Origin of the sequence: Aquirufa echingensis (genome assembly GCF_042714525.1) — a bacterium.
Classification (GTDB): domain Bacteria; phylum Bacteroidota; class Bacteroidia; order Cytophagales; family Spirosomataceae; genus Aquirufa; species Aquirufa echingensis.
Genome location: NZ_JBBKYA010000004.1, coordinates 120,911 through 133,784, shown reverse-complemented (window position 1 = coordinate 133,784; position 12,874 = coordinate 120,911). Strand labels below are relative to the sequence as shown.

Here is a 12,874-nt window from a genome sequence, read left to right as displayed (position 1 = left end):
AATATAAGTCGTTTGAGCGGTAACGCTGCCGGGGTCTGCGACCCCGGCAGCGTTTACCCTACATCTCCTTCTTTAAAAACCTTCCCGTCTCACTCCCCTTCACCTTACAAATTTCCTCTGGAGTACCCGATGCAACCAATTTACCACCCGCATTACCTCCTTCTGGTCCCATATCAATCACATAATCGGATACTTTAACTACATCCAAATTATGCTCAATAATCAAGACGGTATTGCCCTTATCTACCAACTTCTGTAAAACATCTAACAACAACTTTACATCCTGAAAATGTAATCCGGTCGTTGGTTCATCCAATACATACAAGGTCTTGCCTGTATCTTTTTTGGACAATTCTTCTGCCAACTTCACCCGTTGGGCTTCTCCTCCCGACAAAGTCGTGGCGTGTTGACCTAAAGTAATATAACCCAATCCAACTTCCGACAAGGTTTGAACTCGGCGATGAATACGAGGTTGGTGTTCAAAAAACTCCAATGCCTGCTCCACCGTCATATCAAGCACATCAGAAATTGACTTGCCTTTGAAACGAACTTCTAGTGTCTCCCGATTAAATCGCTTTCCCTTACACGTTTCACATTCAACCAAAACATCTGGCAAAAATTCCATCTCAATCTTCTTCCGACCCGCACCTTCACAATCCTCACATCGACCGCCCTTCACATTAAAACTAAATCGGCCAGCTTTGTAACCTCGAATCTTCGATTCCGGCAACTCACAATACAATGCTCGAATATCTGTGTACATATTCGTATACGTAGCTGGATTCGAACGCGGCGTGCGCCCAATCGGGGACTGATCGACCTCGATAATCTTATCAATGTTTTCTAAACCCGTAATCGATTTGAACGGCAAAGGATCTCTTTTAGAGCGATCAAAGTGTTGTTTCAGTTTCAACACCAAGGTATCATGTATCAAAGTCGATTTACCAGATCCCGAAACGCCCGTCACCGTGATGAATTTCCCCAAAGGAAATGACACCGAAACGCCCTTCAAATTATTTCCAGACGCCCCTTTCAATTCGATCATGTGGCCATTGCCAGAACGACGAACTGCGGGCGCCTTAATCGCCAAAGTACCATTCAAAAACTGCGCTGTCGGCGTACCTAATTTCACAAACTCCGCTGGAGTCCCAGACCCAATCACCTGCCCGCCATGTCGGCCTGCACCCGGTCCAATATCTAAAATATAATCCGACTCCAGCATCATATCTTTATCATGCTCTACGACCAATACCGAATTACCCAAATCGCGCAAATCCTTCAAGGCCTGAATCAACTTCTCATTATCCCGCTGATGCAAACCAATCGAAGGCTCATCCATGATGTAAAGCACGCCAACCAATTGCGTTCCAATTTGAGTTGCTAACCGAATTCGTTGGGATTCCCCACCAGACAATGTCTTCATCGGTCGGTCCAAAGTCAAATAAGTCAAACCGATTTGCGTCAAAAAAGAAACACGTTTCCTGATTTCTTTTAACACCTCTGAACCAATTTGTAATTGACGTTCCGAGATGCGCGAATCCACATCTTCTAGCCAAAGCGAAAGCTCGGCAATATCCATTTGGGCTAATTCTCCAATATGCTTCCCGTCAATCTTAAAATGCAATGCCTCTTTTTTCAAACGATAGCCCTTGCATTCCGGACATGTTTTAATGACTAAAAAATCCCGTAACCAATCTTGAGTTTTCTCCGACCCACTCTCCTGCTGACGCTTTAAAAAATTAATAATTCCATCATATTTTGAATTCCAATCAGAACCAACATATTTCTTCGATGGCACGGGTACAGGTTCATCCGTACCAAATAACATGACCTCAACCGCCTCACGTGGAAACTTCGCAATTGGTGTAGACAAACTGACCTGATAAGGCTTAAGCAATACTTCCAACTGCTTAAAAATCCACAATTCCCGATATTCTCCAATCGGGGCAATGGCACCACGCAAAATACTTAACGAAGTATCTGGAATAACAGACTCCTCCGTAATTTCTTCGACAACGCCTAAGCCAGAACAGCAAGGACAAGCGCCATAAGGACTATTAAAAGAAAAAGTATTTGGCGCAGGCTCATCGTAAGACAACCCCGTCTTAGGGTCCATTAAGGTTTGAGAAAAGTAATGCAGCTTATCCGCAGCATCCAAAACGAAAACTTGCCCCTTACCCACATTCATGGCCGTTTGTAAGCTCTGTGACAAACGAACCCGCTCATCTTCCGTAATCACTAAGCGATCGACCACCACCTCTATATCATGCACCTTAAATCGGTCTAATTGCATTTTGGGCTCGATATCCATCACTTCTCCATCCACACGCACTTTGGTATATCCCCATTTAGCAATTTGAACAAACAATTCGCGGTAATGACCTTTGCGGCCTTTCACGACGGGGGCTAGCAAAACAACTTTCCCGTTGGCAAATTGAGACAATAAAGTTCCGATGATTTGGTCGACCGACTGCTTCACCATCTTTTCGCCACTCAGATACGAGTAAGCCTCTGAGGCACGCGCATATAAAAGGCGTAAGAAATCATAAATTTCTGTAACGGTCCCCAGCGTAGATCGTGGATTTTTGGAAGTCGTTTTTTGCTCAATGGAAATCACCGGAGACAAGCCTTCAATTTTATCAACATCCGGACGTTCCATATTGCCCAAAAACGAACGGGCATAAGCAGAAAAACTTTCCATGTAGCGACGTTGCCCTTCAGCATAAATCGTATCAAATGCCAAAGAAGACTTCCCGGAACCCGAAATTCCCGTCACGACGACCAATTGATTCCGAGGAATGGAAACATCAATATTTTTCAAATTGTGCTCCCGAGCACCTAATACCTCAATATGTGAAAAACCCGTTAAGTCCATGCCTTTTCCTTAAAATTCAATCCATAAAGGTACAAAAAAAGAGGCTGCCCTTTTCGGGGCAGCCTCAAGAAAAATGAGATTATCTTATTTGTTCAATAACTCATCAAATGTAATACTCACATAGTACATACTTCCAACTGTTGGGTTAGCCCAACCTGTTGTATATGGTGTACCAAATAAGTTCGTAGCACCTACTTTTAAGATCGACTTCAAGCCAGACAATTTCTTGCTAACCTGCGCATCCAATGTATTAAATGCAGGGATTAAACTTTGTTGAGATTGATTAACCACTTGGTTAACAATCGATGATTGCCAAACAAATTGATCTTGGTATCTCCAAACTGCATTAACTCCCCAGCCTGAACCACCGATGTTACGATTTCCAATAGAAAGGTTCGTACGGTAGTTTGGTGTGTTGAATGCCAACTGATAGTTACCCAAACCGCCATCGTCTTTCACCGCGTTATAAGACACGTTTGAACCCAATGTCCAGTTAGATCCCAATTGGTAGTCTAAGCTCAAGCCCCAACCGTTTGTAACAACTTCATTGTCTACGTTCGAAGGGAAAGAGAAAGTCTTGTTACCAAGAACTGCTGGATCTTGATGTTGAGCTGGCGTTTGAACGACAACTTGGCCCGCCGAGAAGTTTGTAAAGTTCGACTGATAAATATAGAAGTCGGCTAATAAACGATCCCCTAAGAATCCTTTGTAACCCAATTCAACTGTATGAACTTGCTCAGGCTTCCAATCTTTCGATTGATAAACTGCTGGCTTACCTGCTAATACTGATTGTAATGTGTATGAATTACCGGATAATTTATAACGATCTTGAATTACCGCTAAACCACCCAATAAACGAGCCGATGGAGTCATCAAATTGATGTACTGATCTTGTGTTGTTGGAATACGGAAACCTGTTTGATACGAGGCACGGAAGTTCGAGCGACCTTCTGTATATACCCCTGACAAACGTGGGCTAAATTGACCCTCAAAGTTTTCGTTCTTATCGTAACGAATCGAACCTGTCAACTTAAATTTATCTGCGAACATTTTTTTCGCCATTTGAAGATAAGCGCCGTACTCAGAAATTGTAAATTCGCTTCCATCATCCTTCAATGCAAATAATGTACCCTCAGAATTCAACGCATATTGACGGTAATTAGCTCCCACAATCATTTCCACTTTATTATTCAATTTCTCTGTCAAATTGTACATTCCTTCTAAGTGGTACAAAGCTGACTTATCTGTAAACTTAGCACCTTGAGGTAATGCTTTCCCTTTAATCGCTTCTACAGCCGCATTGAATCCCGCAGTTCCTGGAACTAAACGTGTTGCATCCGCAACTGAACGTGCAGTTCCATGGAAGTAAGGAAAACTAGCTTGCGTACTTGCGATAGCCGTTCCAACCGCTGTTGTTGGGTTTCCTGTTTGTGCTAAGGTTGTTTGCAACACCTTTCCAAAGTTCGTCAAAGCCAAACCTGCGAACGTACTGAAGTATTCTGGATACCAAGCTGTACTAGGTTTTGCAGCTTCATTAATTAACTGTCCTAAAGTACCCGTAGCGTACGCGTCACCTGAATTTTCTTGTGTTGTATAGGCACGAACAAAAAAGTTAGAACCTTTTAACTCCGCTTTGTATTGACCCATCGAGAAGTTTTTGATTGAATAACGATCCGCTCCTGTGTACATCGCAGTACCTTGTCCATATGAAGCTTGTAAAATCATCTCAACTTTATCATTAAAACGATAATGCAATGCTGCATTAAACTTCATGTTACGGTTTGCATAAGAAGCAATATCACGCTCCGCATAACCTTGACGAGAAATTGCAACGTTCGGAACAATGTATCCCAAAATCGCCGAAGGCGTTAATAAACCTCCTGTAGCTGCTGAAATCTGGTTAATACCAGCTGTCAATGGGTTAGATGGTACGGATAATAAAGGTTTTAATGAAGACAACATATTCACGTTCGTCTCGTCACCATACGTACTAACACCATTGTATGCTAAATTAGTTGTACGGTCACCCGCTCCCAAACTTGTTCCATTCAATAAACTCTGATCACGTGAATCCGTTGCTTGCCAATCTTCTGCACTTGATGTATTGAAGTTGATTTTATAAGCCCACTTATTGTTAATCGCTTTTGCATAACGTAATGAAATATCGCTGTATGGAGTCAAAGCCTCTGTACGATTTCCCGCGTACATCGCTCCAGCTTTTACTTGTGCACTTAAACCTTGGTATAAGAAGGGTGATTTTGAATTCATCAAAATGATACCGTTCATCGCATTTGGACCATATAAAGCTGACGCTGCTCCTGGCAATACCTCAACGCCTTCTAAGTCTAGTTCTGAGATACCTACGATATTACCTACCGAGAAGTTCAAACCTGGCGCTTGGTTATCCATGCCGTCAATCAACTGAACAACTCGAACGTTTCCATTACTATTAAAACCGCGCATACTGATGGAAGAGAAATTCACCGACTGTGTACTCACCTCAATGCCTTTCATGTTACGCAATGCATCATAAAAGTTGATCGATGGAGTCTCACGAATCGAACGCAAATCCATTTTCTCTACAGAAACGGGGGATTGCATTACGGATTCTTCAATACGTGAAGCCGATACAACCACGTCTTGACCTAAAACCGATTGCTCTTTTAAATCAATTTGAATATCTGATTTTGCCGATTTAACCGCAATTTCTTGACGCTCATACCCAACCATTGAAACGGAAATCGTGAATGGAACTGGTGTTGATGTCGTAAATGCAAAATGTCCGTTTGCATCGGTAATTGTACCAATTACCTTGCCTTTAACCGAGACACTTACCCCGATTAATGGTTCTTTTGATGCCGCATCCTTAATTGTTCCCCCAACTTTCGTTTGAGCAACTGCTGCAAACGCAAGTAAAAAGACAACCGTAAAAACTGGCAAGATTTGAGTAAAAAGTTTTTTCATAAATGTAATTGTTTGAAGTTTCTGTTAACGTTTTTATACACTTCTGAAACAAAGCTAATCAAGAAATAAGAATTTGCCCAATGTTTGATATTAAAAATATACCAATTTTTCCGAAAATATTTTAATTATCAGCAAGCCTCAACATCCAATCAAACCAAAATACTTCCGTAAAGACTTATTTCTTAGTAGCTTTGATCAATTATTATCCGCATGTTGTTAAGACGTATCTATTTTCTTGTTGGCCTAATACTCTGTCTCGCAGCAGCTTGCAAAACACAAGAGCCCGCGCAATTAAAAATAGCATGGAAAGAAAGCCCTGTACCAGCAGAAATAGACTACAGCGCTCCTTCAGCTTGGGCAGCCTTACCTAATCGATTAGACGCAGCTGATGCAGTACCGTTAAAATCTCCCTTAAAGGACGAACAGAACCAAGCCAAAGCTGACGTATTTTTCGTCCATCCGACGATCTACACCTATGCACCCAACACACCCTATCAGTGGAATGCAAGTATTCAAGACCAATACCTAAACAATAAAGTCGACTCCTCAACGATCCTGAATCAAGCCACGATTTTCAACGCCGCTGGACGAGTTTTCGCTCCCCGGTACCGACAAGCCCATTATTATGCTTTCGTAACTCCTAACAAAGCCGATAAAGATGCCGCGCTACAATTAGCCTATTCAGACGTCAAAAAAGCTTTCGAATATTACCTGCTTCATTACAATCAAGGTAGACCCATCATTATTGCATCGCATAGCCAAGGAACAATTCATGCTACTCAACTCATCAAGGAGTATATCGATGGAAAAGCCCTCCAAAAACAATTTGTAGCGGCATATTTAATTGGTATTGCAACACCCAAAAACGCTTTTCAACAAATAGAAGCATGTAAGACTGCCGAGCAAACTGGTTGCTTTGTAGCTTGGACAACATTCCAACAAGGCTATTTACCTGCCTGGCACCCGGGTAAACCTACTGAACTTGTATCAACAAATCCATTAACTTGGAGCCTTGACGAAAACTTTGCTCCCAAAGAACTTAATGAAGGTGGCGTATCCTACGGCTTCAAATGGGTTAAAAACTTCGCTGACGCACAAAATCACTTCGGAGTTCTTTGGATTAATACACCCTATGTTTTTGGACGCTCCTTTGTGCATTTGAAAAATTGGCACCAAGCAGATATGAATTTATTCTATGCGCCCATTCGAAATAATGCGAAAAGACGGGTTGAAACCTATTTAAATGCAAGCAAATAATATGCAAAATACATACCTCATCATCATGGCCGGTGGAATCGGCACCCGTTTTTGGCCTATTAGTCGGAGTGCGAATCCTAAGCAATTTCATGACGTACTCGGCGTGGGAAAAACCATGTTGCAACAAACCGCAGAACGATTTGAGGGAATTATCCATCCGGAAAATATCTACGTTGTCACGAGCGATGAATTTGCCGGTATTGTTAAAGAACAATTGCCTTTTTTAAGTGAGGAGCAAATCCTTCAAGAACCCCAACGGAAAAACACGGCGCCCTGCATCGCTTATGCAGCCTATAAAATTGGGAAAAAGAACCCGAATGCAACGCTGATTGTTGCGCCTGCTGACCATGTAATCATCAAAGAAATCGCCTTTCAAAACAATGTCCGTGCTGCCATCGAAACGGCCAAAGAAGACGTATTGGTTACTTTAGGCATTCTACCTACCCGACCGGATACCGGTTACGGATATATTCAGTTTCATCCCAGCGAAAGTATTTCTAAAACCGTTAAAACTTTCACCGAAAAACCCCATCTTGAGCTTGCAGAAGCATTTTTAGATAGTGGTGACTACGTTTGGAATGCCGGGCTTTTTGTATTCAGAATTCCTGTATTCAAAAAAGAACTAGAGAAACACCTATCGCGCCTTGCTGAGCAATTTGAGGAAGGAGAAGCTTTCTACTACACAAACGAAGAACAAGATTTTATCCGCAAAGTTTATGCTGTTTGCAAAAGTGTTTCCATCGATAATGGAATCATGGAAAAAGCACAGATCGTTAAAGTTATTCTAGCTGATATCGGTTGGTCCGACTTAGGAACATGGAAATCACTTTATGAAATTCACGAGAAAGATTCCAATGGGAATGTCATCGATGGAAATGTCATGGTTTACGATACCCAAAATTGCATCATTAAAACGCCAAACGATAAATTGGTCGTCATTCAAGGATTGCAAAATTTCATCGTTGCTGAACATGAAAATGCCCTCATGATTTGTCCGCAAGACCAAGAACAAGACGTGAAAAAATTTGTGGAAGCTGCGACTTACCTAAATCCTAAATTTTCTTAGGCGTTTGCCAAATCAATTAATCCTTGAAAATCAGGGATTACATGGATATTGGACGGAATCTGTCGCTCAGGCTGAAGGATTTGATAACCTGTTAATAACACTTGAGCATTGGGTAAATCTTTCGCCATCTGCGCAACATAGTTATCAATAAGCTCCACATTAGGCTCAGATGTAAAAACACTGAATATGTAATCGGGCTGATGAATTTCATAAGCCAAAAGCAATTCTTCGTAGGGCAAGGACTGGCCTAAATACACCACGGAATGTTTGCGCGCACGAAAAACATAATTCGCAAACAACAAGCCTATTTCATGCAACTCCCCTTCCGGCAAATACAATAAGAATTTCTTGGCATCAGGCTTCAAACTCAAATCTTGCGCATCAATACTAGCGACCAATTTTTGACGTATCAAATGACTGATAAAATGCTCCTGGGCTGGTCCAACTGAACCTGATAACCACAAAGTACCTAGTCGGCGCATAAAAGGATAAATAACATCCAACATATAACTCTCAAAGCCGTGGGCCTGAATCATATTTTTGGTCAACAACTGAAATTTGGCTTCATCCAAATCCATCATCGCCAAGGTAAGCGCTTGAATTTGATCAGGAAAATCAAATTGACTTTCAGATAAATGTAAAATATGGGATGCCATTTCAGCCTCCGACATATTGGCAATCGCAGAAATCTTAAATCCACCCTTATCTTGAAGCAATGCAATATTTAGGACGCGCTTTAATTCCTCATCGGAATACGTTCGAATGTTGGTTTCTGTCCGAATAGGATTTAAAATTCCATATCGCTGCTCCCAAATCCGCAAGGTATGCGCTTTGATTCCGCTTAAATTTTCTAAATCCTTAATTGAATAAATGGCCATTCCTCGCATCTGTATACTAGGCTAACGAATCTTGGAGGAAAATGTTTAAGAAAAGATTTGGATTAAAATCCAATGACCCAAAAAGAAACAAAATTGCAAGACCGCAATCAGTCGGAATAAACTTGATTTTGTCGACAATCCCGAGGTATTATAAACCCAGTGAAAAAAGAAACTTACCAACCACCAAGCACCAAAATTCTGCGCAGGCACCGAATTACCTGCCCATTGCCAGAAATCGTAATGCATCGCTACAGGCTCAATCAACAAATCCAAGGCAGTCATCAAACCAGCGCCCAAGGCTGCCTGTCCGATACGCCCCGAAATATTCCATTCTGCAACGACAGCATTCGTAGCAATCAATAAAACAACCCAATTTAACCCAATCGTGATAGGCACATGCATCAGCTGAAAACCAAGCGTCTTCCCATAAGCATAGGAACCAAAAATTTGACCCGTCTTCACACCCACTACTTCAAGCATCCAGCCTACAAAAGCTAGCGCAAACAACATGATGTACGCATTTCTGCTCGGATTAGGATAATAAATCACACAGATAAACGCTGTAAACCAAAGCGTCAATGGAACCAACGAAGTAAATAATGCTGCTGTTTCTGGAATATGCATCCCAAAAAGACCCGCCGCATACAATACAATTAAAAAACGCTTCAAAAATTGTGGATTCATATTTCGTTTAATTTACCAACCCGCAGGTTTATGTAATTCAATACCATCATTCCCGATCATCTGCATGGGTAATTGGCATTCAATTAATTTTTCTTTCGTAATCAACTGGCTCGATCGTGCCTCTTCTTCTAGGGTATCATTCTCGCGAAAAGGTGGGAATAACATCACAACGGATTTTTCCGCAAAGCTTTCATTGACCGCCTCGACACATGGGGTAAAATCGGTATCCCCTGTCACGACAAAAGCCACATCATATGCATCCAAATGAGCATCCATGAGGAGATGCGTGGCAAGATTCACATCGGTCATTTTCTCGGTAGGCGTAATCCAAGTATGATTACAATGGTAACATTCAATCGTTTTATTATGGTAAGAACCAAAGATTAAATCGACACCTGTTAGGTCAAGGGCCGACAAATATGTCGACTGACGTGCTTCTTTCTCTTCATTATGTGTAAGTCGAGATGTGAAGAACTTCACGGCAACCAATTCCTGATTCGGATCTAAAAAGCTTACCATGAGCTTTTTAACATCCAACCATTTACAAAATTTCAACCCAGCGTCAACCATACCAAAGTATAGATTAGAGCCATCGATGTAAGCGATCACACGCTGCTTGGAATTGTTCATGACCAAAAATAAAAAAAAGTCCTGGCATTTTACCAGGACTTTCGAAATGAAACGGGCGGATGATGGGACTCGAACCCACGACCAAGCGCACCACAAACGCCTACTCTAACCAACTGAGCTACAACCGCCATTTAGGACTGCAAAAATACGGAAAGCTTGCAATATTGCAAACCTTAACACAAAAAAAGCGGGAGATTTTTTCAAATCCCCCGCAATAAATTATTTCTGAGCAGCTACATAACGTGCCTCAGCCTTATTCCAGTCAATCACACTCCAGAATGCATCGATGTAATCTGGGCGCTTATTTTGGAACTTCAAGTAATATGCATGCTCCCAAACGTCTAATCCAATTACTGGAAAACCTTTTACATCAGCCACATCCATCAAAGGATTGTCTTGGTTGGGTGTAGAAGAAACAGCGATTGAACCATCTTTTTGAGCAACTAACCACGCCCATCCTGAGCCGAAACGGGTAAGACCTGCTTTTTTAAACTCTTCTTTGAACGCGTCAAATGATCCAAATTTTGCATCAATCGCCTTTGCCAAAGTACCAACCGGAGAACCTCCACCGTTTGGAGATAAAATATTCCAAAACAAATCGTGGTTGTAATGTCCACCGCCGTTATTTCTTACAGCTGGAGACAAGGTTGAAATTGTTGAAAACAATTCCTCCAAAGACTTTCCTTCTAATTCCGTTCCAGCCACAGCTGCGTTCAAATTCGTCACATAGGCATTGTGATGACGATCATGGTGAATCTCCATGGTTAATGCATCGAAATGCGGTTCTAGCGCATTGTTTGCATAAGGCAAGGGTGCTAATGTAAATGACATTTTTTTAAAATTTTAAATGGTGAATAGTGAATCTTGGAAAGCAAATGGTTGATTTTAGTTCGGAATTCCGAACCTCATTTTATCAGTTAACTTATAAAAATAGGGTTTAAATTCGAACTCGAAGTTAGCTATACTTACTGAAATATACGTGTGATGTTTCAAATATTTCGAACCTTATTTTAAAAAAATAACCACTAAAACTACGCTCAAAATGCTCTGGAAAATACAGCAACGTTTAAATTACTTAGATCATTTAATTTCATTAAAAGCTACTGGGCCACCAAAAGAACTAGCCAAGAAACTTCATATAACTGAAAGAGCTTGGTACAAATTAAGAGAAGAATTAGTTAAAGACTTGCATTTCCCTATAGCTTATGATTCTAAAATTAGAAGTTATGTATACTTATACGAAGGCAAGATTGAAATGGGGTTTAGGAAATCAAGTTGTTGATCATATTTGCAAAATAAAGAACTGAACTATAAGTTCATCGTATCCTTTTACATTTGGAATAACTTACAATTTTGTAAGCCAATACTAACTACTAATAAATATGAAAAAGTTGAATGAAAAAGAATGTGTTCACCTATTCGGTGGATGGGACTTTACTGTGAAGATTTTTGGATGGGAAATCTTAGACCATACTGCCAGTCGCAAAGGCGATAAATGGCATTGGTGGTTTGAATAAATGCTAATTACGTTCCACCGCCCCTTCTTCTATTTATAAATGAGAAGGGGCATTATTTACCTCGCAATGAAAAAGAACCCATATATTATATTCGGCATTATTATCTTGTGCCTATGTCAAGTAAAAACCACTCAAGCCAATTCTATTCGATCTGACAGTTTACCTGAGGTTATTGTAAAAGGAAAAAGAATAGGTTATTCGAAATTAGTGAAAGATTGTTATACCAATTTCCGTCGGATAACATCACATGATTTCTCTCAAGAATTTACAGGCTTCTCCGTTTTAACCAGAAATGAGAAATCCCAGTTTGAACTGCGAGGACGAATTTTGGTAAACTTTAACGATTACCAAAATCTTAATTATATCATGCTAGCTAAGCAAAATAAGTATACCCAGAATAAGCGGGAATCGAAAAAAGAAAATCTTACGCTAAACCCTATGAATTTCCTAAATAAACTTGAATTGAAAGAAGTTAAATCAGTTATCAAATCAAGAGGATATCAATTCAAAGCCATCGTGGAGAATGATGAATTTGTCGAACTAATTTTCTTTCCAAATAATCCCGTATTCCAATCACAAGAACAAATCCTTAATTTAAAAAACATAGAAGAACTGGAGACTGAAGATGCCAAAAGGTTTTACTATTTTGGAACGCTTAAAATCAACAAACGAGATTTAGCCTTTGAAAGCATAGATATTCATCTCACAAAAAGTAAAAAAAACACCACTGTTAGTTTGATAAATAATTTTAAAGCGCTTGATAAATATCAAATCAATAGCGAGCACTGCCATTTACTATTTAGTAAAAACAAGCAATTCTACCAATTGAAGTCGATTGATTTTAAAACAGAATGGCAACAAATAGATTTAGGCCAAACAAAAGAATTGGGAAAATTCCAGTCAATTGCTCATTTTGACAACTCCCCACTTTCAAAAACAGTATTTGATTCTATTAGATACGATTTATATACGATTTGCCACCAAGCTAATTAAGTTTAGATTA

General features: G+C 40.4%; 10 protein-coding genes and 1 tRNA gene. 4 read left to right on the top strand and 7 right to left on the bottom strand.

Annotated elements, in window-relative coordinates; all coding sequences use genetic code 11:
- Positions 1-58 precede the first annotated feature (58 nt).
- Together uvrA and SKC38_RS08560 are read right to left on the bottom strand one after the other, a co-directional pair.
- Positions 59-2,875: an excinuclease ABC subunit UvrA gene (uvrA, locus tag SKC38_RS08565; protein WP_377976721.1), complete on the bottom strand. Its 2,817-nt coding sequence runs from the start codon at positions 2,873-2,875 to the stop codon at positions 59-61.
- Positions 2,876-2,959: 84 nt separating this feature from the next.
- A complete protein-coding gene (locus SKC38_RS08560) occupies positions 2,960-5,839 on the bottom strand; it encodes a TonB-dependent receptor (RefSeq protein ID WP_377976720.1) in 2,880 nt (959 codons plus the stop codon).
- A gap of 210 nt (positions 5,840-6,049) precedes the next feature.
- Between SKC38_RS08560 and SKC38_RS08555 the strand changes: the two genes are divergently transcribed.
- Entirely contained in the window at positions 6,050-7,096 is a 1,047-nt protein-coding gene (locus tag SKC38_RS08555; protein WP_377976719.1) for a DUF3089 domain-containing protein, read from the top strand.
- 1 nt (position 7,097) lies between these two features.
- A complete protein-coding gene (locus tag SKC38_RS08550; protein ID WP_377976718.1) occupies positions 7,098-8,162 on the top strand; it encodes a mannose-1-phosphate guanylyltransferase in 1,065 nt (354 codons plus the stop codon).
- Here the strand turns inward: SKC38_RS08550 and SKC38_RS08545 are convergent.
- The 5 genes from SKC38_RS08545 to SKC38_RS08525 form a co-directional block, all read right to left on the bottom strand.
- Positions 8,159-9,040 (bottom strand): MerR family transcriptional regulator, encoded by an 882-nt coding sequence (locus SKC38_RS08545; RefSeq protein WP_377976717.1) that lies wholly within the window; start codon positions 9,038-9,040, stop codon positions 8,159-8,161. The genes SKC38_RS08550 and SKC38_RS08545 overlap by 4 nt on opposite strands.
- Positions 9,041-9,085: 45 nt before the next feature.
- The gene (locus SKC38_RS08540) at positions 9,086-9,724 is read right to left on the bottom strand and encodes a carotenoid biosynthesis protein (RefSeq protein WP_377976716.1); all 639 of its coding nucleotides are present in this window, start codon (positions 9,722-9,724) and stop codon (positions 9,086-9,088) included.
- Positions 9,725-9,736: 12 nt separating this feature from the next.
- Positions 9,737-10,354, bottom strand: a complete 618-nt coding sequence (locus SKC38_RS08535; protein ID WP_377976715.1) for an NYN domain-containing protein — start codon at positions 10,352-10,354, stop codon at positions 9,737-9,739.
- A 54-nt stretch (positions 10,355-10,408) separates the two neighbouring features.
- Positions 10,409-10,482 (bottom strand) — tRNA-His (locus tag SKC38_RS08530).
- Between the two features lie 91 nt (positions 10,483-10,573).
- A complete protein-coding gene (locus SKC38_RS08525) occupies positions 10,574-11,185 on the bottom strand; it encodes a superoxide dismutase (RefSeq protein ID WP_377976714.1) in 612 nt (203 codons plus the stop codon).
- Between the two features lie 551 nt (positions 11,186-11,736).
- Between SKC38_RS08525 and SKC38_RS08520 the strand changes: the two genes are divergently transcribed.
- Both SKC38_RS08520 and SKC38_RS08515 read left to right on the top strand, forming a co-directional pair.
- A complete protein-coding gene (locus SKC38_RS08520) occupies positions 11,737-11,871 on the top strand; it encodes a hypothetical protein (RefSeq protein ID WP_377976713.1) in 135 nt (44 codons plus the stop codon).
- A gap of 66 nt (positions 11,872-11,937) precedes the next feature.
- The gene (locus SKC38_RS08515; protein ID WP_377976712.1) at positions 11,938-12,864 is read left to right on the top strand and encodes a hypothetical protein; all 927 of its coding nucleotides are present in this window, start codon (positions 11,938-11,940) and stop codon (positions 12,862-12,864) included.
- Positions 12,865-12,874 lie beyond the last annotated feature (10 nt).

What these genes read in the sequence shown, in the direction of transcription:
- uvrA (WP_377976721.1), bottom strand. Translation starts at nt 2,875, where the DNA reads ATGGACTTAACGGGTTTTTCACATATTGAGGTATTAGGTGCTCGGGAG.
- SKC38_RS08560 (WP_377976720.1), bottom strand. Translation starts at nt 5,839, where the DNA reads ATGAAAAAACTTTTTACTCAAATCTTGCCAGTTTTTACGGTTGTCTTT.
- SKC38_RS08555 (WP_377976719.1), top strand. Translation starts at nt 6,050, where the DNA reads ATGTTGTTAAGACGTATCTATTTTCTTGTTGGCCTAATACTCTGTCTC.
- SKC38_RS08550 (WP_377976718.1), top strand. Translation starts at nt 7,098, where the DNA reads ATGCAAAATACATACCTCATCATCATGGCCGGTGGAATCGGCACCCGT.
- SKC38_RS08545 (WP_377976717.1), bottom strand. Translation starts at nt 9,040, where the DNA reads ATGGCCATTTATTCAATTAAGGATTTAGAAAATTTAAGCGGAATCAAA.
- SKC38_RS08540 (WP_377976716.1), bottom strand. Translation starts at nt 9,724, where the DNA reads ATGAATCCACAATTTTTGAAGCGTTTTTTAATTGTATTGTATGCGGCG.
- SKC38_RS08535 (WP_377976715.1), bottom strand. Translation starts at nt 10,354, where the DNA reads ATGAACAATTCCAAGCAGCGTGTGATCGCTTACATCGATGGCTCTAAT.
- SKC38_RS08525 (WP_377976714.1), bottom strand. Translation starts at nt 11,185, where the DNA reads ATGTCATTTACATTAGCACCCTTGCCTTATGCAAACAATGCGCTAGAA.
- SKC38_RS08520 (WP_377976713.1), top strand. Translation starts at nt 11,737, where the DNA reads ATGAAAAAGTTGAATGAAAAAGAATGTGTTCACCTATTCGGTGGATGG.
- SKC38_RS08515 (WP_377976712.1), top strand. Translation starts at nt 11,938, where the DNA reads ATGAAAAAGAACCCATATATTATATTCGGCATTATTATCTTGTGCCTA.